Below are 21,091 nucleotides of genomic sequence, written 5' to 3' on the forward strand. Positions count from 1 at the left end.
TCCCTTAGCCGATCCGCTCGGCGCGGCCGAAGATGCCCTGCGGCCGGAACAGCAGGATGAGGATGAGGATGACGAGGGCGGTGGCGTACTTGAAGTCACCGGGGAGCACCAGGTTCGTGAGCTCCACGACGACGCCGATGATCATCGAGCCGACCAGTGCGCCGTACGCGGTACCGAGGCCGCCGAGCGTGACCGAGGCGAACATGAGCAGGAGCAGCTGGAGCCCCGTCTGCCAGTTCACGCCGTTCAGGACGAGCCCGAGCATCACGCCGGACAGGCCCGCCAGGCCGGCGGCGAGCGTCCACACGAAGCGGATCACCCGGTCGACGTCGATGCCGGAGGCCGCGGCGAGCGCCGGGTTGTCCGACACGGCGCGGGTGGCCCGGCCGAAGCGCGTCTTCGCCAGGAAGAGCCCGGTGGCGACGAGGACCACGAGCGCGATCCCCATGGCGACGTAGGACTGCACCGTCAGGGTCACGCCGGCGAACCGCACGGTCTCCGGGTTGCCCTGCTGGATGCGGACCGTCGAGGCGCCGAAGAAGTACTGGAACGCGTACTGGGCGGCGATCGACAGCCCGATCGTCACGATCATGAGCTGCGTCAGGCTGATGCGTCGGCGCCGGAGCGGGCGCCAGATCGCGGCGTCCTGCAGGTACCCGGTCGCGGCGCACAACAGCGTGACGACGATGCCGGTGACCCAGATGTTCCAGCCGAGCTGGTTGGCGAAGACGTACGCCAGCAGACCGCCGAGGGTGACCTGCTCACCGTGCGAGAAGCTCGACAACCCCGTCGTGCCGTAGATGAGCGAGAGCCCGATGGACGCCAGCGCGATCAGCAGGCCGAGCCGGAGCCCGGAGGCGAACTGCTGCCAGGCCCGCTGCATGCTCACACCCGACGAGTCGGACGAGGTCGTCGCGCCCTTCTGGTCGGACAGCTGGAAGATCTGCCCGACGTTGGCGTTCAGCGTCGCCTGCACCTTCCGCTCGGCGTCCGCGGCGTTCGTCAGGTACTGCCCCTTCGGCAGGGTGCCCTGGTCGACGCTCACCGTGTACTCGCCAGCGGTCTCGACCTTGACGGACCAGCGGCCGTCGGCGTTGGTCGTGGCCGTCTGGTCGAAGCCGCTCGGGCCGGTCACGTCGACGTCGACGCCCTCGGCCGGATCACGCTCGGAGTCGGTGATCGTGCCCTGGATGCACCCGTTGTCGGGGCTGACGGTGCACGCCTGGCTGGTGGCCGGAGCCGACGTGGCACTGAAGGCCGGCAGGGTGACCGCCCAGTCGATCAGGAAGGTCGCCAGGAACGCGGCGACGAGCACGGCCGCGAGGACCGGTCGTCGTCGTGTCTGGCGGAGGCGGAACAGGCGCGGCTGCGCCCGTCCCGGAGGAGTGATGGATCCCACGGAAGAGCCTCTCGTTCGGATGACGAGGAACCTATGGGGATTTTGTGACACCCGTGTTTCCAACACGTTCCCTGTGTGATTCGTACCCGAACTGTGACGTTGTGGAGGAATGCTCCGAGGCGGGCGCGATCCGTGCCTCCAGGCGGAATGCGGCGACAGCCGCTCGCGTTACCATGTCCTATCCGGAACCCGTCGTCGTGTTCCCGGTGTCTCGACACTTCACTCGCCCACGAAGGGGACCCATGGACCAGCCGGATCCGTTCGGATTCATCGGACTCACGTACGACGACGTCATGCTCCTGCCCGGGCACACCGACGTCATCCCGAGCGAGGCGTCCACCGCGTCCCGGCTCACCAAGCGGATCTCCGTCAACGTCCCGCTGCTCTCCGCCGCGATGGACACCGTCACCGAAGCCCGTATGGCGATCGCCATGGCGCGCCAGGGCGGCATCGGGATCCTGCACCGCAACCTGTCCATCGAGGACCAGGCTGCCTACGTCGACAAGGTCAAGCGCTCCGAGTCGGGCATGATCACCAACCCGGTGACCACCACCCCGGACGCCACCGTGGCCGAGGTCGACGCGCTCTGCGGCCAGTTCCGTGTCTCCGGCCTGCCGGTCGTCGAGCAGGACGGCACCCTCGTCGGCATCATCACGAACCGCGACATGCGCTTCGTGGCCACGTTCGAGCAGGCCACCACGTACGTGCGCGACGTCATGACGAAGGCGCCGCTGATCACCGCGCTCGAGGGCATCGACCCCGAAGAGGCGATCGCCATCTTCGCCCAGCACAAGATCGAGAAGCTGCCGCTGGTCGACGCCGAGGGCAAGCTCCGCGGCCTCATCACCGTCAAGGACTTCGACAAGAGCGAGCAGTACCCCGACGCCACCAAGGACGACGAGGGCCGGCTCCGCGTCGGTGCCGCGATCGGCTTCTTCGGCGACGCCTGGCAGCGCGCCGAGGCCCTGCGTGACGCCGGCGTCGACGTGCTCGTCGTCGACACCGCCAACGGTGAGAGCGAAGGCGTGCTCGACATGGTCCGCCGCCTCAAGGCCGACCCGACGTTCGACGCGATCGACGTCATCGGCGGCAACGTCGCCACCCGCGCGGGCGCCCAGGCGCTCATCGACGCCGGTGTCGACGCCGTCAAGGTCGGTGTCGGCCCGGGCTCGATCTGCACCACGCGCGTCGTCGCCGGTGTGGGTGTGCCGCAGGTGACCGCCGTGTACGAGGCGTCCCTCGCCGCACGTGAAGCCGGCGTGCCGATCATCGCCGACGGTGGCCTGCAGTACTCGGGCGACATCGCGAAGGCCCTGGTCGCCGGTGCCGACACCGTCATGCTCGGGTCACTGCTGGCCGGCACCGACGAGTCCCCCGGTGACCTGGTGTTCGTGGGCGGCAAGCAGTTCAAGGCCTACCGCGGCATGGGGTCCCTCGGGGCCCTGCAGACCCGCGGCAAGAAGACCTCGTACTCGAAGGACCGCTACTTCCAGGCGGACGTGCCGAACGACGACAAGCTCATCCCCGAGGGCATCGAGGGCCAGGTGCCCTACCGCGGCTCGGTCGGCAACGTGGTCTACCAGCTCACCGGTGGGCTGCGGCAGTCGATGTTCTACGTCGGCGGTCGCACGATCCCCGAGCTGAAGGCCCGTGGCAAGTTCGTCCGCATCACCGCGGCGGGGCTCAAGGAGTCCCACCCGCACGACGTCCAGATGGTCGTCGAGGCGCCGAACTACCGCAGCTAGCCCGCGGGCCGGGCCGGTTCTGGTCCGCAAGACGCCGTCGTGTCGTTGAGACGCCGCCGAATCCGGCGGCGTCTCAACGCTTTCCGGGCGTGGTTCGGAGACGACGGCGTCTTGCGACTCCTCCACAGGCGGCAACGGCCTGGAGGCTCTCCACCGGTCCGTCGTGCGAGTCGCCTCGCGCCGTGGTCGCGTTCCATGCTGCGGGGATGAACGCGCTCGCCCGGACAGCACTGGTCCGTGTCCCGTCGGCCCTGCACGAACCGGTGCGCCTGTTCCACGGCGCCGCCGTCGAACGTCCGGAGTGGGAGGCGCTCTCACCCCTGGAACGCCGGCGCCTGTTCGTCCGCGCACGGTACGGGTCCCTGCAGTCCGAGTGCGTCGTCTCGGGGACCTCGGCCGCGGCGCTCTGGGGCTTGCCTGACTTCGACGCGACCGACTGGCGGCTGCACGTGATCGACGTCCGGCTCGACAAGACGCACACCGGTCGAGGCGTCGTCCGTCACGCTGGGCGGATCCGGAACGGCGAACGCGTCGTGGTCGACGGGATCCCGACGACCTCGCTCGACCGGACCGTGCTCGACATCGCGCGTCGACAGTCGTTCACCCACGCCGTCGTCGTGCTCGACCACGTGCTCCGGTCTGCCCTGGTCAGCCGCGAAGGGCTCGTCGCCGCACTCGACGCGCTCGGACCACCCGGGCGCCTGCGCGGATGCCGACAGGCTGCCGCCGCGATCGACTTCGCCGATGCCCGTGCCGAATCGCCCGGCGAGTCGATCAGCCGCGTCACCGCCCGTGACCTCGGGGGTCCTGCTCCGGAGCTGCAGCGCGAGTTCGAGACACCGCTCGGCAGGTTCAGGACGGACTTCTGGTGGCCCGACGCCGGGCTGATCGGTGAGTTCGACGGTCGCTTGAAGTACGACGACCCTCGAGCGCTGTGGGACGAGAAGAACCGTGAGGACGCGCTCCGACGGGATCCCGAGGTGCGCGGGTTCGCGCGGTGGACGATGCGGGAGGCCGCGGATGCACGAGCGCTGGCCGCGGTGCTGTCAGCTGCCGGGCTCCCCTTGTTCCGCGCAGCACCGATCAGCGCACGTCGCCAGCCGGGCTCGTGAGCAGCGGCTGGCGGACAGCGCGAGACGCCGTCGTGTGGGTTGGGCGCCGCCGAGTCCCCGAGACGCCGCCGAATCCGGCGGCGTCTCGCGAGCACCGCGGCGTCGGAGCAGCACGACGGCGTCTTCACCCCCGTCTCCCCCCGTCCCCCGCAGCTGCGTTCCCCGGCGGTAGTGTCGCGGCATGGTCAGCGCTGTCTCCCACACCACGATCGACTCCCGCGATGCCTACGCCCAGTCCGAGTGGTGGAAGCAGGTGCTCGGGTACGTGGACCTGCCCGACGACCCGAACGCTCCGGGGCACGAGGAGTGCGAGATCACAGCACCCGATCGATCGCACACGGTGCTGTTCCTCCAGGTGCCCGAGACGAAGACCGTGAAGAACCGGATCCACTTCGACCTGCGCCCCGCCGACCGCACCCGCGACGAGGAGATCGAGCGGCTCCGCGGGATCGGTGCCGTGGAGCTCGCCGACCTGCGCCACCCGGACGGCGGATGGGTGGTCTTCGCCGACCCGGAGGGCAACGAGTTCTGCGTCCTGCGGTCCCAGGCCGAACTCGACGAGGAAGCCGGACAGCAGAGCTGACCGGGCCAGCACGGCTGACCGGGCCAGCACGGCTGACCGGCCCGCCGTCCACCGGCGCGCCCCCGGGCCTCCCGAACACCCTGCCGGACCATCCGCCTGGCGCAGGTCAGGGCACCACGCCGGCACCGCAGCTCCTGCACGGATGCCTGTCCCCACGCACAGGAACGTCACGGCTCGGTAACGAAACACCTTTGCGTACCGCCCCGTCACACGGGCGAAACACATGGACCCTACGTTTCTCGACATCCAGTGGAGGCGTCGCATTCACCCGAAGCGGCAGAGCCTCCGCGCAGAGAAAGGGCTCCACGGATGATCAGAACCACCCGTGCCACCGCGGCACTGGCGTTGGCGGGCGCAGCAGCCGTCCTCCTCGCCGCGTGTTCCACCACCGGCAGTGCTTCCCCCTCGAGCTCGGCGTCGAGCGATGCGAAGAAGGATCCCGCCGCCAGCTGCAAGGCCCCCGACACCCCTGGCACGGACGCGCTGAAGATCGGCACGATCCTGCCCCTGACCGGTTCGCTGGCCTACCTGAACCCGCCGGCCGAGTCCGGTGTCGGCCTGGCCGTCAAGGACATCAACGCCGCGGGCGGTGTCCTCGACAAGGACGTCACGATCGACCCGGCCACCGACTCCGGTGACAGCAACGACATGACCGTGTCGAGCTCCGCGGCGACGAAGCTCGTCAACGCGAAGGTCCCGGTCGCGATCGGCGCCGAGTCCTCGTCCGTCACGCTGAACGTCATCGACCAGCTGACCAGCAACTGCATCGTCGAGATCTCGCCGGCGAACACGGCGAGCGACCTCTCCGGGTACTCGTCGTACTACTACCGGACCGCACCGCCGGACTCGGTGCAGGGTTCCGCGCTCGGGCAGCTCGTGACCGGTGACGGCAACGCGAAGGTCGCCTTCCTGGTCTTCAACGACACGTACGGCACCGGCCTCCGCAACTCCGTGCAGGCCGCGGTCGAGGCTTCGGGCGGCCAGGTCGTCTACGGCGGCAAGGGCGAGGGCCAGGAGTTCCCGCCCGGCCAGACCACGTTCTCGTCCGAGGTGACCGCGGCACTGGCCCAGAAGCCCGACGCGATCGTCGTCCTGGCCTTCGACGAGACGAAGTCGATCATCCCGGAGCTCGTCTCGCAGGGGAACGAAGCGAAGATCTACATGTCCGACGGCAACACGGCGGACTACTCGAAGGACTTCGACAAGGGCACCCTCAGCGGCGCCCAGGGCACCATCCCCGGTGCCTCGCCGAAGGACGACTTCAAGAAGCAGCTCGCCGCGTTCTACAAGGACTCGTCGGGCAAGACGCTCGCCGACTACTCGTACGCGGCCGAGTCGTACGACGCCACGGTCCTCGCCGCCCTCGCTGCGGTGAAGGGCAAGGGCACCGACTCCGGCACGATCCAGGCCAACATGGCTGCGGTGTCGGGAGCTGACGGCGGCACGGAGTGTGCGACGTTCAAGGAGTGCAAGACGCTCCTGGACGACGGCAAGGACATCCATTACACCGGCCCGTCCGGCATCGGTCCGTTCGACGACAACAACGACCCGTCGAGCGCCTACATCGGCATCTACAAGTTCGACGGCGACAACAAGCCCGTCTACCAGAGCGCCATCCAGGGTGCGGTGAAGAAGTAGGGTTCAGCCCAGCACCGCTCGCGAGAGCGACAGGCCCCCGCGGAAGTTCCGCGGGGGCCTGTCGCTTTCGCGGTGGAGACCGGGACGAGCGGCACGATGTGTCGCCTCCACAAGACAGGACCGACGGGCGGCCTGGAGGCCCGTGGAGACCGGGTCAGACCGGCTCGGCCGGGGTGGGTGCGAGCACCCGGCGGCGGGACGCGCGTGCGGCGGCGAACGAGTCCGCCGTCAGCACCACGAGCGCGAGCCACACGATGCCGAAGCCGAACCAGCGCCCGGCCGACATCTCCTCGTGCTGCACCAGGACCCCGACGAGCAGCTGCATCACCGGTGCCAGGTACTGGGTCAGGCCCAGGGTCGACAGACTCACCCGGCGCGCCGACGAGGCGAAGAGCAGCAGCGGCACCGCGGTCGCCGGCCCGGTCAGCACGGTGATGACAGCGTGCCCCCAGCCCTCGCTCGTGAACGTCACGCCGCCGCCGAGCCCGGTCACACCGAGCACCACCAGCGCCACGACCGCGATCGGCAGCAGCCACACGGTCTCGATCGTCAGGCCGCTCAGCGCGTCCACGGTGCCGCCGACGCGCTTCTTCACCAGGCCGTACAGGCCGAACGAGAACGCCAGGGCCAGCGAGATCCACGGCATCTGCCCGTAGCCGATCGCGATGACCACGACCGCCACGACGCTCAACCCGACCGCGGCCCACTGCGCCGGACGCAGGCGTTCGCGCAGGACCACGACGCCGAGGGCGATCGTGACGAGCGGGTTGATGAAGTACCCGAGCGCGGCCTCGACCGTGTGACCGGTCGTCGTCGCGAGGACGTAGACGGTCCAGTTCACCAGGATCAGGACGGCGGCGAGCCCCATCACGAGCATCACGCGGCGCTGGGCCATCAAGGTGCGGGTGCGGAGCCACGACCGGGTGACCGCGATCGCCACCGCGCAGAACACCAGACCGAAGACGATCCGCCACGACACGATCTCGAACGCCGCCGCGGGGGCCATGGCCGCGAAGAGCAGGGGCATCAGCCCCCAGAGCCCGTAGGCCACGACGGCCTGCACCACGCCGACGGATGCCTCGCTGCGGACGGGTCGCGCCGGACTCGGTTCACTCACGGAACCATCCTAGGAACGACCGCCGACCCCGGGACGTGCACCGGGCCTCCAGGCGGGCTGCAAGCGGGCTGATCAGGACCGGAGCGCCCTGCAGACCGGCCCCGGACACACGAACGCCCCGTCGGCCCGAAGGCCGGACGGGGCGTCCGTCATGCGTACTGGACTCAGTGGACGATGACCGCGAGGACGTCGCGGGCCGACAGGACCAGCAGGTCCTCGCCCGAGTACTTGACCTCGGTTCCGCCGTACTTGGAGTAGATGACCTTGTCACCCACGGCGACGTCGAGCGGGACGCGGTTGCCGTTGTCGTCGATGCGACCCGGACCCACGGCGACGACCTCGCCCTCCTGGGGCTTCTCCTTCGCGGTGTCGGGGATGACCAGACCGGAAGCGGTGGTCTGCTCCGCCTCGACCTGGCGGATGACGATGCGATCCTCGAGCGGCTTGATGCTGACGGCCACGGTGACCTCTTCTTTCTCGGTACGGACTCGGTACAGATGAAAACCGGTTGGCACTTCGCACAGGAGAGTGCCAACGCCAACTCTAGGGGGCCACTGGCACTCGGTCAATCCGAGTGCCAGCACATCCGGAGAACACGCAGCACCTGCGAGGATCGACGCATGGACGCCGCCGAACTCACCGCACTGCTGACCCCGGACGGGATGGCCCTGCTCGACCGTACCCCCGGTGTCTCCGACGGCGGCGAGATCGTCCGCGTGGTGTCCCGGCTGCGCGCCGAGGGCCACGACCCACGGCTCGTCGCAGCCGTGCTGACCCAGGCGAAGCTCCGGCTCAAGGCCCGCGGCAAGTTCGGTGACTTCGCGTCCCGGATGCTCTTCACCGAGGCCGGTCTCGAGCAGGCCACCCGACTGCAGGTCGCGGCCCAGCACGCCGGACGCTTCGCCGCCGCGGGGCTCACCCGGGTCGCCGATCTCGGCTGCGGCATCGGCGGGGACGCCATAGCGATGGCGGCGCTCGACCTGGACGTCACCGCCGTCGACCGCGACGAGGTCACGGCTGCCGTCGCGACCCACAACCTGGCCCTCTGGCCGAACGCGCGGGTGGAGCTCGGCGACGCCGAGTCCTTCGACCTGTCTTCGGTGGACGGCGCGTGGATGGACCCCGCACGACGCACCTCCGGCCACTCCGACACCCGCCGACTCGCCGACCCGGACGACTGGTCCCCCTCGCTCGACACGGTGTTCGCTGCAGCGACGACGACGCCGACCGGCGTGAAGCTCGGACCCGGCATCGACCGCGACCTGATCCCGGACGCCGCTGAGGCCCAGTGGACCTCCGTCGACCGCGAGGTCGTCGAGCTCGCCCTGTGGTTCGGCCCCCTCGCACGGCCCGGCATCCGCCGCGCGGCCACCGTCATCGGCAGCCACGGCATCGCCGAGATGACCGGAGCGGCGGACGCCGACGACGCCGAGGTCGGACCGCTCGGCGCCTACCTGTACGAGCCGGACGGCGCCGTGATCCGCGCGCGACTGATCGGCGACCTGGCGAGGGGCCTCGACGGGCACATGCTGTCCGACGGCATCGCCTACGTCACGTCCGACCGGGCCGTCACGACACCCTTCGCGCAGGGGTTCCGGGTGCTCGACACGATGCCGCTCGACGTCAAGCGACTGGCCGCGCGGCTCGCCGCCGACGGCATCGGCACCGTCGAGATCAAGAAGCGCGGCGTCGACGTCGACCCGGCGCAGTTCCGCAAACGGCTGCGGTTGCGCGGATCGGGTCGCGTCACACTCGTGCTCACCCGCCTGGAGGGACGCCACACGGCGATCCTGTGCGAGCGGCTCACCGACACGGTCGGCTGACGGCCGGGGGCCGCTCGCGGCCTCCGTCGCCCTGCGGCGACGTCAGCTGACGAAGGCCCCGGTGTTCGAGCTGTAGTCGGAGTAGTCCGAGTAGTTCGACGAGTTCGCGATCGAGATCCACACCAGGGCGACGATCAGGATGAACAGGCCCGTGAGGACCCAGCCACCGATGATGCCGGCGAGCGCCAGGCCACGGCCGCCCTCGCCGCTCTGCTTGATCTTGCCGAGGGCGATGTGGCCCATGATCGCGCCGGCCGGGCTCGTCAGGATGATGATCGGCCAGATGATGACGCCGCCGAACGCGAAGACGATCGACAGGATCGACAGGACGTTCGTCTTCGGGCGCTGCGCGTAGGGCTGGTACGAGTACGGGTTGGCCGCGTACGGCTGCTGCTGCTGCGCGTACGGGTTCTGCTGCTGACCGTAGGGGTTCTGCGGTGCGCCGTACGCCTGCTGCGGCTGCTGATGCGGGGCCGCGTACGGGTTCTGCTGCTGACCGTACTGATTCGGCTGCGGCTGCGGCTGCTGCGGAGCGGCGTACGGGTTCTGCTGCTGCGGCGGCTGGCCGTACGGGTTCTGCTGCTGCGGCGGCTGGCCGTACGGGTTCTGCTGCTGCGGCGGCTGGCTGCTGGCCGTGCGGGTTCTGGGGCGCTTCCGGAGCCGACGGGGCCTGCGGCGCGTCAGGTGCTTGCGGGGCGTCCGGGGCGGGTGCACCGTCGGGCTGTCCGTTCGCCGCGCCGTTCGGCGTCTCGCCCGGCTTCGGCCACTCGTTCTGATCGGACACCGTCCACCCCTCTCGGGCGTCCGGTCTCTCCGACGCCCGTGTGAATCCTCCCACAGGCTCCCCCAGAAGGACCGGGGCCGAACTGGTCAGACCTGGACGGTCGTCACCGGCAGGGTCGAGTCCGCCGCGATGCCGAGGTCGCTCGGCGCGTGCCCCTCGGCCACGAGTCGGGCGCCGACGGCGGCGATCATGGCGCCGTTGTCCGTGCACAGGTCGAACGGCGGGATCCGCAGCCGCACGCCCACGGCCGCGCAGCGTTCCTCGGCGACCTGCCGCAACCGGGCGTTCGCGACGACGCCGCCACCGAGTAGCAGCCGGTCGACACCGGTGTCGCGGCAGGCGTTCAGGGCCTTGGTGAGCAGGACGTCGACGACGGCCTCGCGGAAGCTCGCGGCGACGTCGGCCACCGGCACCTCGCGGCCCTCGTCGCGGCAGCGTTCGACCCAGCGGGCCACGGCGGTCTTCAGCCCCGAGAACGAGAAGTCGTACCGGTGTGCGGCCATGTCCTTCGGCAGCGTCAGCCCGCGGGGGAACCGGATCGCCGTCGGGTCGCCCTCGGCCGCGGCCCGGTCGATCTGCGGGCCGCCGGGGTAGGGCAGTCCGAGCAGCCGCGCGACCTTGTCGAACGCCTCACCCGCCGCGTCGTCGATCGTCTCGCCGAGCAGTTCGACGTCGCCGACCAGGTCCCGCACCAGCAGCAGTGACGTGTGCCCACCGGAGACGAGCAGCGCGATCGTCGGCAGCTCGATCTCGCTGCCGTCCTCGCGCAGCACGTCGGCACCGACGTGCCCGACCAGGTGGTTGACGCCGTACAGCGGCTTGCCCGTGGCCACGGCGAGCGCCTTCGCTGCCCCCACCCCGACCATGAGCGCTCCGGCCAGACCCGGCCCGGCGGTCACTGCGACGGCGTCGAGCTCGTCGAGGGTGACGCCGGCACGCTCGAGCGCCTCGTGCAGCGTCGGGGTCATCGCCTCCAGGTGGGCCCGTGCGGCGACCTCGGGCACGACCCCGCCGTAGCGCGCGTGCTCGTCCATGCTCGAGGCGATCACGTTCGCCAGCAGGGTGTTCCCCCGCACGATCCCCACGCCCGTCTCGTCGCAGCTCGTCTCGATGCCGAGCACCAGTGGTTCAGTCGCGCTCACCGAGGGCCTCCTGTCCGATGGGTCCGACGTCCGACGACGGTTCCGCGTCCGGGCCGGGCAGCTCCGCCCGCATCACCCACGCGTCGACGCCGTCCGGTTGGTAGTAGCGGGGCCGGGTCGCGATGTGCTCGAACCCGAACGCCGTGTACATCGCCTGCGCCACGGGATTGTCCGCCCGCACCTCGAGGAACACCTCACGCACACCGCGGCGCCGCGCCTCGTCGAGCAGTTCCGTGAACAGGACCCGTCCGAGCCCCTTGCCGCGCTGATCGGCGGCGACCGCGATGGTCTGCACGTCGGCCACCGGGTTGCCCGCCAGGGACGAGAGTCCGGCGTACCCGACGACCATCGGCGCTGCGGTGTCGTCGACGGTCTCGATCACGACGTAGTACCCGTGCGGTGAGTACAGCTCGCCCGACATCTGCGACGCCGACCAGGCGTCCGTCGGGAACGAGACGTGCTCGAGCCACATGATGTCGTCGAGGTCCTGCGGGTGGGCTCGGCGCAGGCGGAGCGCGTCCGGCAGGGTCACTGCTTCACCCGTTTCGGCGCACCGGGCACCGTGACGTCGGGGTCGCGCAGGTACAGGGGGGTGTCCTGGTCGAACGCCGCGCCGGACGCGAGTCGGCCCGCGGCGAGCGCGCCGAGCCTCCAGGCCGGGATGGACGTGACGGTCACGCGGTCCCAGTCCACCGCTGCGGGCCGGGAGGCGCGGATCGCGTCGTCGAGATCGGCGGGCTTGGCGAGTCCGGGGCCGGCCACGCGGACGCCGTCGGCGTCGTAGGCGCTCCAGTAGACCTCGCGGCGGCGGGCGTCCGTGAGGACGACGAAGGGGCCGGCGAGGCCGGCGACGCGCTGGTCGAGGGCGACGGCGTCGTGGCTGACGAGCGGCAGGACGGGGACGCCGCGGGCTGCCGCGAAGGTGCGGGCGGCGGCGATGCCGACGCGCAGGCCGGTGAAGGGGCCCGGGCCCATGCCGGCGACGACACCGGTGACGTCGGCGCCGGTGATGCCCGCCTCGGCGAGGGTGTCGGCCAGGAACGGGCCGATCACCTCGGCGTGCCGGCGGCTGTCCTCGGTGTCGCGGGTCGCGAGGGCCTGGCCGGTGGCCGGGTCGACGACGGCGACGGAGGTCCCGGCGGAGGTGTCGATCGCGAGCAGCACCCGTCCATCGTAGGCGGCGGTCAGCGCACCGGCAGTCCCAGGGACCACGCGACCTCGTGCTCCAGCTGCCCCGTCCGGCGGAACAGGCGGACCTGGTGGGTGTCCGGCAGCGCGGCAGCCAGGGCCTGTCGGTCCGCGGGTGCGAAGCCGAGCGACTGCCAGAACGGACCGGAGCGACGGGAGAACAGCCACGCACGCCGGGCGCCGGCCTCGGTGGCCCGGTCGATCGCGAACCGTGCGAGGCGGGTGCCGGCTCCGGACCCGCGGTGCTGCGGAGCGACGGCCACGCTGCGGACGAGGACGTGCACGCCGTCCGCGCTCGACTCGAAGCCGGTGCTGCCGATCACGCTGCCGTCGTCGGCGCGGTCGGTCCAGAGCCGCACGGTCGGGACGTCGAGCCCGGCCAGGGTCAGGTCGGCCTCGACGAGGAACGCCCGGAGCGCCTCGACGTCGTCCGCGGTGACGGGCCGCAGGGTCAGAGGACCACGCCCTGCCAGCGCGGACCGGAGGCGGTGACGACGACCCGGCGGGGCTCGTCGGGGACGTCGTCCGGGTCCGTGTCGTCGGGAGCTGCGGGTCCGGCGTCGGCACCGGTCGCCCGCGTGATCTCGACGTCGAGCAGGCTGTCGCTGACGCCGTCGACCATCCCGCGGCCCCACTCGACCACCACGATCGCGGCGTCCCAGTCGAGGTCGAGGTCGTCGAGCTCGACCGGGTCGGACAGGCGGTAGGCGTCCACGTGCACCAGGTCCGGCCCGGCGGTGGTCGGGTGTGTCCGGGCGAGGACGAAGGTCGGGCTGGACACCTGTCCACGCGCACCGAGTGCTGCGCCGAGCCCACGGGTCAGGGTCGTCTTGCCGGCGCCGAGGGGGCCGGTCAGCACGACGAGGTCTCCGGCGCGCAGCACCCGGGCCAACCGGGCACCGAGCTCCCCCATCGCCTCGGTGCCGTCGACGGTGGTGTCGAGCAGGACGTGGGACGACCCGGTCACGGCCGCTCGCCCCGCAGGTACTCCCCGACGCGTCCCTCGATGTCGTGACCCTCGTAGGACCGGGGCACACGGCTGCCGATCCGGCAGACGATCTCTTCACCGATGGTCTCGAGCGCCGCGCCCCACTCGAGCACGGTCATCTCGTCGTGCTCGCCGGTGCCGAAGAGGACGACGGTGTCACCGGTCCGCACGTCGTCGTCGCCGACGTCCACCAGGAACTGGTCCATCGCGACGCGGCCGGCGATCGGGTAGCGCTTGGCGCCGATCGCGACCTCGATGCGGCCCTGCGCCAGTCGCGGGACCCCGTCGGCGTACCCGACGGGCACGAGCGCCAGGGTCGTCTCGGTCGCGGTGCGGTACGTGTAGTCGTACGAGACGCCGGTGTCGACGGGGACACGCTTCGTCTTCGCCACCGACGCGGTCAGGGTCATCACCGGCTCGAGCCCGAGGTCTGCTGCCGAGACCCCGTCGGCCCCGGGGATGCCGAACAGGTTCGCACCCATCCGGACCATGTCCTTGCGGAACTCCTTGCGTTCCAGCCCCGCGAGCGACGCGGCGACGTGCTCCGTCGGGACGTCGAGCCCCAGGTCCTCGGCGATCTCGATCGCGGCGTCGAACACGGCGACCGCGGCGCTGTCCTCGTGGTCGGACGACTCCGCCAGGTGCGTGTAGGCGGCGACGACCTCGATGCGGCCGTTCCGCTGGGCGTCCCGCGCGGCCTCGACGAGGGCCGGCCAGTCCGCGGGGACCGCGCCGTCGCGGTGCAGTCCGGAGTCGACGCCCAGGTGGACCCGGGCGGGGCGCTGGTCGACGGCGTCGACGATGCGCTGCAGTTCGGCGACGTTCGAGACACCGAGGTCGACGGCCGAGTCGATGGCGTCACGGAAGTCCAGGTCAGGGTCGTGCTGCCAGGTGAACAGGTGGACGTCCTCGCCCACCCCGATCGACCGCAGGCGCAGGGCGGCGGGGACCGTCAGCACACCGATCCACCTGATGCCGGCGTCGACTGCGGCGAGCGCGATCGGTTCGAGGCCGTGCCCGTACGCGTCGGCCTTCATGATCGCCATGACCTCGACCGGGTCCATCCACTCGCGGACACGCTCGAGGTTGGCGCGGTACGCGTCGAGGTCGATGCGTGCCTGACGCAGCGGTGCGGAGCTCACGTGGTCCTCCGTTCCACGCTGCGGCCGATCCGGGCGACCACCTCGTAGTTGATCGTGCCGACGGCGTCGGCCCAGTCCTCGACGGCGGGGTCGCCGTTCGCGGGGTCGCCCCACAGCACGGCCTCGTCACCGACCTGCACGTCCGCGTCGCCGACGTCGACGTGCATGGCGTTCATCGCGACGCGTCCGACCACCGGGAACGTGCGGTCCCCGATGCGCACCGAGACCCGGTTGCCGAAGTCGCGGTCGAAGCCGTCCGCGTAGCCCAGGCCGATCACAGCGAGGCGGGTGTCGGTCTCGGCGCGCCAGGTGTACCCGTACGAGACGCCGTCACCCGCGGCGACCGGCACGGTGCGGAGCACGGCGGCGGTGACCCGCATCGCCGGACGCAGCCCCAGGTCGGCCGAGGTGCGGCCGTCGAAGGGGCTCAGTCCGTACAGAGCGAGTCCGACGCGGGACAGGTCGTGGCGGGTCTCCGGCACGGCGATGCTCGCGGCACTCGCGGCGAGGTGCACCACGTCCGGCACGATGCCGTTCGCGGCGAGACCGTCCAGCGCACGCTGCAGTGCGGCGTCCTGGTCGAGGTCGTCGGTGCGCGAGGCGTTCGACAGGTGGGACATGAGCCCCTCGACCCGGGTGCGGTTGCCGCCGCGGGCCAGGGCGCCGGCGGTCGCGAAGAGCTCGGCCCACTCGGACTCGACGGCCCCGTTGCGGCTCAGGCCCGTGTCGACGCACAGGTGCACGGCACGGACGTCGGAGTCGGCGGCGGCGGACAGCTGCTCGACGCTCGACACCGCCGGCGTGACGTCGAACTGCGCGGCGCGACGGAAGTCCTCGTCGGGGGCGTGCAGCCACGTGAGGATCCGGACCCCCTCGTCGATGCCGCCCTGCCGGAGCGCGACGGCCTCGTCGATGTCGGCGACCCCGAGCCACTCGGCGCCCGCGTCGACGAAGGCCTGCGCGGCGTCGAGGGCCCCGTGGCCGTAGGCGTTCGCCTTGACGACCGCGATCACACCAGCCGGGGCGACCCGGTCGGCGATCGTCGCGTAGTTCTCGATCAGGGCTCCGCGATCGATCGTGATGCCGGTGAACGCGCTCACCGGGCCGTTCCTTCCAGGACCACGTCTGTTCCTTCCAGGACCACGAACGCGGTCGCGATCCCTCCATCATGCGAGAGCGACAGGTGCACGCTCGTCACGCCACGCGCATCGGCGACCCGGCGCGCACCCTGGCGCAGGGTGAGCGAGGGGTTCCGCTGGTCGTCGGACACGACCTCGAGGTCCTGCCAGCTGAGCCCGGCACTCGACCCGAAGGCCTTGATCAGTGCTTCCTTGGCGGCGAACCGTGCCGCCAAGGACGCGATCGGACGGGGTTCGCCGTCACGGACCTGCTCGGACGGCGTGAACAACCGCGCCCGCATCGCCGGTGTGCGTTCCAGCACCCGTTCGAACCGCTCCAGGTCGACCACGTCGACCCCGATCCCGATGATCACCGTCTCGACTACTCGACGGTGACCGACTTCGCCAGGTTGCGTGGCTGGTCGACGTCGAGGCCCTTGGCCGCGGCGAGCTCCATGCCGAACATGTGCAGCGGGGCCACGGCGAGCAGCGGCTCGAACAGCGGGGTCGCGAGCGGGATCCGCAGGACCTCGTCGGCGAAGGGCAGCACCGCGGCGTCGCCTTCTTCCGCGATGGCGATGACCCGGGCACCGCGGGCGCGGATCTCCTGGATGTTCGAGACGACCTTCGGGTGCAGCGATCGCGGGTCGCGGGGCGACGGCACGATGACGAAGACGATCTGGCCCGGCTCGATCAGCGCGATCGGACCGTGCTTGAGCTCGCCGGCGGCGAAGCCCTCGGCGTGGATGTACGCGAGTTCCTTCAGCTTCAGCGCACCTTCGAGCGCGATCGGGTAGCCGACGTGGCGACCGAGGAACAGCACGCTCCGGGTGTCCGCCATCCAGCGGGCCAGGTCCTTGATGCCGGCGGCGTCCTCGATGGTCTGCTGCAGCTTCGGTGCGAGCCCCTCGAGCTCGGCCACCTGCTCGGCGATCTGCTCGGTGGTGAGCGTGCCGCGCAGCGTCGCCAGGTGCAGCCCGAGCAGGTACAGCGCGACGCCCTGGGCGATGAACGCCTTGGTGGACGCGACGGCGACCTCGGGCCCCGCGTGCGTGTAGATCACGGCGTCGGACTCACGCGGGATCGTGGCGCCCTGGGTGTTGCAGATCGACAGGACCTGGGCGCCCTGTTCGCGGGCGTACTTGACGGCCATGAGCGTGTCCATGGTCTCGCCGGACTGGCTGATCGAGACGACCAGGGTGCGTTCGTTCAGCACCGGGTCGCGGTAGCGGAACTCGTGGGCGAGCTCGACCTCGACCGGGATGCGGGCCCACTGCTCGATGGCGTACTTGCCCAGGATGCCGGCGTAGGCGGCGGTGCCGCAGGCGATCACGATGACCCGGTCGACGGTCGCCAGGCGCTCGGCGATCGGGTCGAGGTCGGTCAGGGTGACGGCGCCGTCGTGGACACGGCCGAGGATCGTCTTGGCGACGGCCTCGGGCTCCTCGCTGATCTCCTTCGCCATGAACGAGGACCAGCCGCCCTTGTCGGCGGCGGAGGCGTCCCAGTTGACCTCGAACTCGGTCGGCGTGGCGGGGGTGCCGTCGAAGTGGATGACGTCGACGCCGTCGGGGCGGATCGTGGCGATCTCGTCCTGCCCGATCGACAGCGCGCGCTGCGTGTAGGCGACGAACGCGGCGACGTCCGAGCCCATGAAGTTCTCGCCGTCGCCGAGCCCGACGACCAGGGGCGAGTTGCGACGGGCGCCGACGACGAGACCGGGCTGGTCGGCGTGCACGACGAGGAGCGTGAAGGCGCCCTCGAGTCGCTGCACGGCCTGCTGCATGGCGGCGGTCAGGTCACCGGTGTCGCGGAAGGCCCGCCCGACCAGGTGCGCGGCGACCTCGGAGTCGGTCTCGCTGCGGAACTCGATGCCCTCGGCCTGCAGTTCGGCGCGGAGCTCGGAGAAGTTCTCGATGATGCCGTTGTGGATGAGGGCGAGCTTGTCGCCGTCGGCCAGGTGCGGGTGGGCGTTGCCGTCGGTCGGGCCACCGTGGGTCGCCCAGCGGGTGTGCCCGATGCCGGTCGTGCCGTCCGGGATCGGCGACGACTCGAGTTCGTCGACCAGGGCCTGGAGCTTGCCGGCCTTCTTGGCCGACACGAGGTCTCCGGCTGGGTCGACCACGGCGATGCCCGCCGAGTCGTAGCCGCGGTACTCGAGGCGGCGGAGGCCACCGAGGAGGACGTCCTGGCTGCTGTTGCTGCCGACGTAGCCGACGATTCCACACATGGGTCCGATCCTACGGTCTGCCTGGACGCCGACCCTGCGAAGTCCCGGGGGTGGGGATAACGTTTCGGCCATGGGACGCTTCGACGACATCGCCATCACCACGCTGCACGGCGAGGACACCACGTTCGGCGCCTACGCCGACAAGGCCGTACTGGTCGTGAACGTCGCCTCCCGGTGCGGCCTCGCCCCGCAGTACGAGCAGCTCGAGGCCCTGCAGAAGCAGTACGGCCCCCGCGGGTTCACGGTGCTGGGCTTCCCGAGCAACCAGTTCCTGCAGGAGCTCGGCTCGTCCGAGGCGATCGACGAGTACTGCTCCACCACGTGGGGCGTGACGTTCCCGATGTCCGAGAAGGTCAAGGTCAACGGCAAGAGCGCCCACCCGCTCTACCAGGCCCTCAAGGAGACCCCGGACGCCGACGGCAAGGCCGGTCGGGTGAGCTGGAACTTCGAGAAGTTCCTCGTCGCCCCCGACGGCACCGTCACGCGCTTCCGCCCCACCACGAAGCCGGACGCCCCCGAGGTCGTCGCCGCCATCGAGGCGGCCCTGCCCGCCTGACGCGTCGCGTCCTGCGGGCGCGCACCGAGCACTGGCCGGGAGGCCCGGGGCACGTGAGCCGACCGGCTCACGTGCCCCGGGCCTCCCGTCTGTACGCTCGATCCCATGCCGATCCCGGAGACCGCCGTCGCGCACCCGACCCCGTTCGTGGAGATCCCGCGTGCCGAGTGGTCGCAGCTCGCACCCAAGGAGCACCTGTCGCTCACCGAGACCGAGATCGTGCAGCTGCGCGGACTCGGCGACCGGTTGGACATGCAGGAGGTGCAAGAGGTCTACCTGCCCCTGTCCCGCCTGCTCACGCTCTACGCGGCCGGCGCACGGAACCTGCACGCCGAGACGAGCCGGTTCCTGGGTGAGCGCGCCGGACGCACGCCGTTCGTCATCGGCGTCGCGGGTTCCGTCGCCGTCGGCAAGTCCACCGTCGCCCGTCTGCTGCGGGAGCTGACGAAGCGCTGGCCGGACACCCCTCGCGTGGAGCTCGTGACGACCGACGGCTTCCTGTACCCGAACGCCGAGCTGGAGCGCCGCGGGATCATGGACCGCAAGGGCTTCCCGGAGTCGTACGACCGCCGCTCCCTGCTGCGCTTCGTGAGCCAGGTGAAGAGCGGGGCAACCGAGGTCCGGGCGCCGTACTACTCGCACCTGGTCTACGACATCGTGCCTGATGCCGAGATCGTCGTCCGGCAGCCCGACGTGCTCATCGTCGAGGGTCTCAACGTGCTGGCGCCCCCGGTGCACGGGCGGCTCGCGCTGTCCGACCTGTTCGACTTCACGATCTACGTGGACGCGAAGACCAAGGACATCGAGTCCTGGTACGTCGACCGGTTCCTCGCCCTGCAGGAAGAGGCGTTCTCGAGCCCCGACTCGTTCTTCCACCGGTTCGCCTCGCTCTCGCGTGAGGACGCGGTGCGGACGGCGACCGAGGTCTGGCGGGCGATCAACGAGCCGAACCTGCTCGAGAACGTGCTGCCCACGCGCTCCCGCGCCACCCTGGTGCTGAAGAAGGGCGCGAACCACAAGGTGAACTCGGTCCTGCTCCGCAAGATCTGAACGGGAGCGGGCAGCAAAACACCGGTGTTCGCGAGCTGAACCGCGTCCTGCGCGTGTTCAACCGGCGAACACCGGTGTCTTGCGGAGGGGAACCCTACGCGGCGTCGAGCGCCAGGCGGTCCTGCACGACGGCGGCGAGCTCCTCGGCGATGCGCTGGGCGTCGTCCTGCGACGCAGCCTCGACCATGACCCGCACGACCGGCTCGGTGCCGGAGGGTCGGAGCAGCACGCGACCGGTGTCGCCGAGTGCCGCGGACGCCGCAGTCACGGCGTCCTGCACGCCCTGGTCGGCGAGCCCGTGACGATCGACGCCGCGGACGTTGAGCAGCACCTGCGGGAACACCGTCATGCACGAGGCGAGCTCCTGCAGGGTCTTGCCCGTCCGCGCCATCTCGGCGACCAGGTGGAGCCCGGTGAGGATGCCGTCGCCCGTGGTGGCGAACTCGTTGAAGATGATGTGGCCGGACTGCTCGCCACCGATGGAGTAGTCGCCCTCGGTCATCTTCTCGAGCACGTAGCGGTCGCCGACACCGGCCTCGATCACGGTGATGCCCGCGTCGGCCATGGCCCGCTTGAGCCCGAGGTTCGACATGACCGTCGCGACGAGGGTGTCGTCCTTCAGGCGTCCGCGCTCCTGCAGCGACAACGCCAGGATCGCCATGATCTGGTCGCCGTCGATCGCGTTGCCCGCGGCGTCGACCGCCAGGCAACGGTCCGCGTCGCCGTCGTGCGCGATGCCGACGTCCGCGCCGGCTTCAAGCACGGCGCGCGACAGGTTGTCGATGTGGGTCGACCCGACGCCGTCGTTGATGTTCCAACCGTCGGGGTCGGCACCGATGAGCGTCACGCGGGCACCCGCGTTGACGAAGACCTCGGGTGAGACGCCAGCGGCGGCACCGTTGGCGCAGTCGAGCACGACGTGGATGCCGTCGAGCCGGTGCGGCAGCGTGCCGAGCAGGTGGACGACGTAGCGGTCCTCGGCGTCGGCGAACCGCGAGATGCGCCCGACGTCGATGCCGGTGGGGGTCGGTGCGGAGTGGTCGTGCATGGCCGCTTCGATGCGGTCCTCGACCTCGTCCGGCAGCTTGCGACCACCCGTGGCGAAGAACTTGATCCCGTTGTCGGGAGCGGGGTTGTGCGACGCGGAGATCATCACGCCGAAGTCGGCGTCGATGTCCGCGACGAGGAACGCCGCGGCGGGCGTGGGGATGACCCCGGCGTCGAGCACGTCGACGCCGGCCGAGGCGAGCCCGGCCGCGACGGCGGCACCGAGGAACTCGCCGGAGACGCGCGGGTCACGCGCGAGGACCGCGCGCGGGCGCGGTCGACCCGACGCCCGGCGGGCGTCGGCATGGTGTCCGTGTGTGAGGACGGCCGCGCTCGCCTGGGCAAGACCCAGTGCGAGCGCGGCCGTCAGCTCGCCGTTGGCGAGACCACGAACCCCGTCGGTACCGAACAGACGCGGCATGGCGATCT

At 70.8% G+C, this 21,091-nt stretch carries 21 protein-coding genes; 7 read left to right on the top strand and 14 right to left on the bottom strand.

Annotated elements, in window-relative coordinates; translation table 11 throughout:
* Window positions 1-4 precede the first annotated feature (4 nt).
* Window positions 5-1,315: a branched-chain amino acid ABC transporter permease gene (locus tag ASF75_RS12930; RefSeq protein ID WP_017885478.1), complete on the bottom strand. Its 1,311-nt coding sequence runs from the start codon at window positions 1,313-1,315 to the stop codon at window positions 5-7.
* Between the two features lie 326 nt (window positions 1,316-1,641).
* Here ASF75_RS12930 and guaB point away from each other — a divergent pair, with 326 nt between their 5' ends.
* The 4 genes from guaB (at window position 1,642) to ASF75_RS12950 (ending at window position 6,477) form a co-directional block, all read left to right on the top strand.
* Window positions 1,642-3,144, top strand: coding sequence for an IMP dehydrogenase (guaB, locus tag ASF75_RS12935; protein WP_017885479.1), 1,503 nt, complete (start codon window positions 1,642-1,644; stop codon window positions 3,142-3,144).
* A gap of 206 nt (window positions 3,145-3,350) precedes the next feature.
* Window positions 3,351-4,256, top strand: a complete 906-nt coding sequence (locus ASF75_RS12940) for a hypothetical protein (protein WP_056071997.1) — start codon at window positions 3,351-3,353, stop codon at window positions 4,254-4,256.
* Window positions 4,257-4,437: 181 nt separating this feature from the next.
* Window positions 4,438-4,839, top strand: coding sequence for a VOC family protein (locus ASF75_RS12945; RefSeq protein ID WP_056072000.1), 402 nt, complete (start codon window positions 4,438-4,440; stop codon window positions 4,837-4,839).
* A 309-nt stretch (window positions 4,840-5,148) separates the two neighbouring features.
* Window positions 5,149-6,477 (top strand): ABC transporter substrate-binding protein, encoded by a 1,329-nt coding sequence (locus ASF75_RS12950; RefSeq protein WP_031259028.1) that lies wholly within the window; start codon window positions 5,149-5,151, stop codon window positions 6,475-6,477.
* A 154-nt stretch (window positions 6,478-6,631) separates the two neighbouring features.
* On the opposite strand, the gene rarD is transcribed toward ASF75_RS12950, so the two are convergent.
* Together rarD and groES are read right to left on the bottom strand one after the other, a co-directional pair.
* Window positions 6,632-7,594 carry an EamA family transporter RarD gene (rarD, locus tag ASF75_RS12955; protein ID WP_056072003.1) on the bottom strand — a complete coding sequence of 321 codons (963 nt, stop codon included), beginning with the start codon at window positions 7,592-7,594 and terminating at the stop codon, window positions 6,632-6,634.
* Between the two features lie 164 nt (window positions 7,595-7,758).
* Entirely contained in the window at window positions 7,759-8,055 is a 297-nt protein-coding gene (groES, locus tag ASF75_RS12960) for a co-chaperone GroES (protein WP_017885484.1), read from the bottom strand.
* A gap of 159 nt (window positions 8,056-8,214) precedes the next feature.
* Between groES and ASF75_RS12965 the strand changes: the two genes are divergently transcribed.
* Entirely contained in the window at window positions 8,215-9,417 is a 1,203-nt protein-coding gene (locus ASF75_RS12965; RefSeq protein ID WP_056072006.1) for a class I SAM-dependent methyltransferase, read from the top strand.
* Between the two features lie 42 nt (window positions 9,418-9,459).
* On the opposite strand, the gene ASF75_RS12970 is transcribed toward ASF75_RS12965, so the two are convergent.
* The 10 genes from ASF75_RS12970 to glmS all read right to left on the bottom strand — a co-directional run bounded on the left by ASF75_RS12970 (window position 9,460) and on the right by glmS (window position 18,009).
* Complete coding sequence (locus tag ASF75_RS12970) at window positions 9,460-10,131, bottom strand: DUF4190 domain-containing protein (protein WP_056072009.1); 672 nt, start codon at window positions 10,129-10,131, stop codon at window positions 9,460-9,462.
* 156 nt (window positions 10,132-10,287) lie between these two features.
* Complete coding sequence (gene tsaD / locus ASF75_RS12975; protein WP_031259030.1) at window positions 10,288-11,343, bottom strand: tRNA (adenosine(37)-N6)-threonylcarbamoyltransferase complex transferase subunit TsaD; 1,056 nt, start codon at window positions 11,341-11,343, stop codon at window positions 10,288-10,290.
* Window positions 11,330-11,875 (bottom strand): ribosomal protein S18-alanine N-acetyltransferase, encoded by a 546-nt coding sequence (rimI, locus tag ASF75_RS12980; protein WP_017885488.1) that lies wholly within the window; start codon window positions 11,873-11,875, stop codon window positions 11,330-11,332. The genes tsaD and rimI overlap by 14 nt, the downstream gene beginning before the upstream one ends.
* On the bottom strand, window positions 11,872-12,507 hold the full coding sequence (tsaB, locus tag ASF75_RS12985; protein WP_056072341.1) for a tRNA (adenosine(37)-N6)-threonylcarbamoyltransferase complex dimerization subunit type 1 TsaB: 636 nt from the start codon (window positions 12,505-12,507) through the stop codon (window positions 11,872-11,874). The genes rimI and tsaB overlap by 4 nt, the downstream gene beginning before the upstream one ends.
* A gap of 20 nt (window positions 12,508-12,527) precedes the next feature.
* Complete coding sequence (locus tag ASF75_RS12990; RefSeq protein ID WP_308159306.1) at window positions 12,528-12,890, bottom strand: GNAT family N-acetyltransferase; 363 nt, start codon at window positions 12,888-12,890, stop codon at window positions 12,528-12,530.
* 92 nt (window positions 12,891-12,982) lie between these two features.
* On the bottom strand, window positions 12,983-13,498 hold the full coding sequence (gene tsaE / locus ASF75_RS12995) for a tRNA (adenosine(37)-N6)-threonylcarbamoyltransferase complex ATPase subunit type 1 TsaE (RefSeq protein ID WP_017885491.1): 516 nt from the start codon (window positions 13,496-13,498) through the stop codon (window positions 12,983-12,985).
* Window positions 13,495-14,661 (bottom strand): alanine racemase, encoded by a 1,167-nt coding sequence (gene alr, locus ASF75_RS13000; RefSeq protein ID WP_056072011.1) that lies wholly within the window; start codon window positions 14,659-14,661, stop codon window positions 13,495-13,497. The genes tsaE and alr (ASF75_RS13000) overlap by 4 nt, the downstream gene beginning before the upstream one ends.
* Window positions 14,658-15,761, bottom strand: coding sequence for an alanine racemase (alr, locus tag ASF75_RS13005; RefSeq protein WP_056072014.1), 1,104 nt, complete (start codon window positions 15,759-15,761; stop codon window positions 14,658-14,660). Before alr (ASF75_RS13005) ends, alr (ASF75_RS13000) begins: the two co-directional genes overlap by 4 nt.
* Window positions 15,758-16,153, bottom strand: a complete 396-nt coding sequence (locus tag ASF75_RS13010; RefSeq protein ID WP_017885494.1) for a holo-ACP synthase — start codon at window positions 16,151-16,153, stop codon at window positions 15,758-15,760. Before ASF75_RS13010 ends, alr (ASF75_RS13005) begins: the two co-directional genes overlap by 4 nt.
* 8 nt (window positions 16,154-16,161) lie before the next feature.
* Window positions 16,162-18,009, bottom strand: coding sequence for a glutamine--fructose-6-phosphate transaminase (isomerizing) (glmS, locus tag ASF75_RS13015; RefSeq protein WP_056072017.1), 1,848 nt, complete (start codon window positions 18,007-18,009; stop codon window positions 16,162-16,164).
* Between the two features lie 70 nt (window positions 18,010-18,079).
* Here glmS and ASF75_RS13020 point away from each other — a divergent pair, with 70 nt between their 5' ends.
* The gene (locus ASF75_RS13020) at window positions 18,080-18,565 is read left to right on the top strand and encodes a glutathione peroxidase (RefSeq protein WP_017885496.1); all 486 of its coding nucleotides are present in this window, start codon (window positions 18,080-18,082) and stop codon (window positions 18,563-18,565) included.
* A gap of 105 nt (window positions 18,566-18,670) precedes the next feature.
* Complete coding sequence (gene coaA / locus ASF75_RS13025; protein WP_056072020.1) at window positions 18,671-19,615, top strand: type I pantothenate kinase; 945 nt, start codon at window positions 18,671-18,673, stop codon at window positions 19,613-19,615.
* 94 nt (window positions 19,616-19,709) lie between these two features.
* On the opposite strand, the gene glmM is transcribed toward coaA, so the two are convergent.
* Entirely contained in the window at window positions 19,710-21,083 is a 1,374-nt protein-coding gene (gene glmM / locus ASF75_RS13030) for a phosphoglucosamine mutase (RefSeq protein WP_056072023.1), read from the bottom strand.
* Window positions 21,084-21,091 lie beyond the last annotated feature (8 nt).

The organism is Curtobacterium sp. Leaf154 (genome assembly GCF_001424595.1).
Classification (GTDB): Bacteria; Actinomycetota; Actinomycetes; order Actinomycetales; family Microbacteriaceae; genus Curtobacterium; species Curtobacterium poinsettiae.

Coding starts and splice junctions, on each gene's coding strand:
- guaB (WP_017885479.1), top strand. CDS start 1,642: ATGGACCAGCCGGATCCGTTCGGATTCATCGGACTCACGTACGACGAC.
- ASF75_RS12940 (WP_056071997.1), top strand. CDS start 3,351: ATGAACGCGCTCGCCCGGACAGCACTGGTCCGTGTCCCGTCGGCCCTG.
- ASF75_RS12945 (WP_056072000.1), top strand. CDS start 4,438: ATGGTCAGCGCTGTCTCCCACACCACGATCGACTCCCGCGATGCCTAC.
- ASF75_RS12950 (WP_031259028.1), top strand. CDS start 5,149: ATGATCAGAACCACCCGTGCCACCGCGGCACTGGCGTTGGCGGGCGCA.
- ASF75_RS12965 (WP_056072006.1), top strand. CDS start 8,215: ATGGACGCCGCCGAACTCACCGCACTGCTGACCCCGGACGGGATGGCC.
- glmS (WP_056072017.1), bottom strand. CDS start 18,009: ATGTGTGGAATCGTCGGCTACGTCGGCAGCAACAGCAGCCAGGACGTC.
- ASF75_RS13020 (WP_017885496.1), top strand. CDS start 18,080: ATGGGACGCTTCGACGACATCGCCATCACCACGCTGCACGGCGAGGAC.
- coaA (WP_056072020.1), top strand. CDS start 18,671: ATGCCGATCCCGGAGACCGCCGTCGCGCACCCGACCCCGTTCGTGGAG.
- glmM (WP_056072023.1), bottom strand. CDS start 21,083: ATGCCGCGTCTGTTCGGTACCGACGGGGTTCGTGGTCTCGCCAACGGC.